Below are 681 nucleotides of genomic sequence, written 5' to 3'. Positions count from 1 at the left end.
ATTTTCCAGAGAGGTATCACTATGGAAAGTATCACTTGTAGGTTTCTTGCCAGGGAAGAAGCCTAGGTAAATATCCAGCTTACTCGCATTTGCCAGTTTATCTAGCCACTCACCTTCAACAATTCCAATATTATTCTCAGCTATTCGCGTAAAAGGAATCAAGTCACCTCCGTCGATACGAATACCTAAATTCTTTGCTTCGCTGGCAATATCAGAAGAACTGTTAATGTGAATCTCATTTTCTTTAAAGGTTAGCCAAATTTGAGACATATAACCTTCTTTACCCATCTCCCAAGTTGGCGTGCTAATAACAAGCCCTTGAGTTAATGCTGTATCACCCTGCTTTAACACCCAAATATCATAGTTTGCAGGAAGGTCTTTCTCGCTAATTGCTAAGGGCTTAACAGAGCCTTTCTTTTGCACAACAGGCGCTTTAACAACATCTTTTTTAGCTTCCTCTACCTTCGCAGCTACTTTTTTAACCTCAGCTTTAGCTGGCTCTTTTTCTACTGCTACCTTCACACCCTTGTCTGCTACCGCTGTAACGGCCTTCTGCGTTACTTCTGCGACAACTTCCTTAACTGTAGGCTTCACCTCTTTGCTGACCGGCTGTTCAGTCTTAGCACCTGGTTCAACCACAGGAGCTTTAAGGCTTTTCATCATTTCATCAGCTTTAGCAGC

At 42.3% G+C, this 681-nt stretch carries 1 protein-coding gene; it reads right to left on the bottom strand.

Features of this window, described 5'->3' with window-relative positions; translation table 11 throughout:
- On the bottom strand, window positions 1-681 hold a 681-nt coding region (locus A3735_RS07185; RefSeq protein ID WP_197485734.1), incomplete at both ends, for a hypothetical protein.

The sequence above is a fragment of the Oleiphilus sp. HI0061 genome (assembly GCF_001635675.1).
Note: the sequence above shows the minus strand (reverse complement) of the source record. Positions and strands in the feature narration are given on the sequence as shown.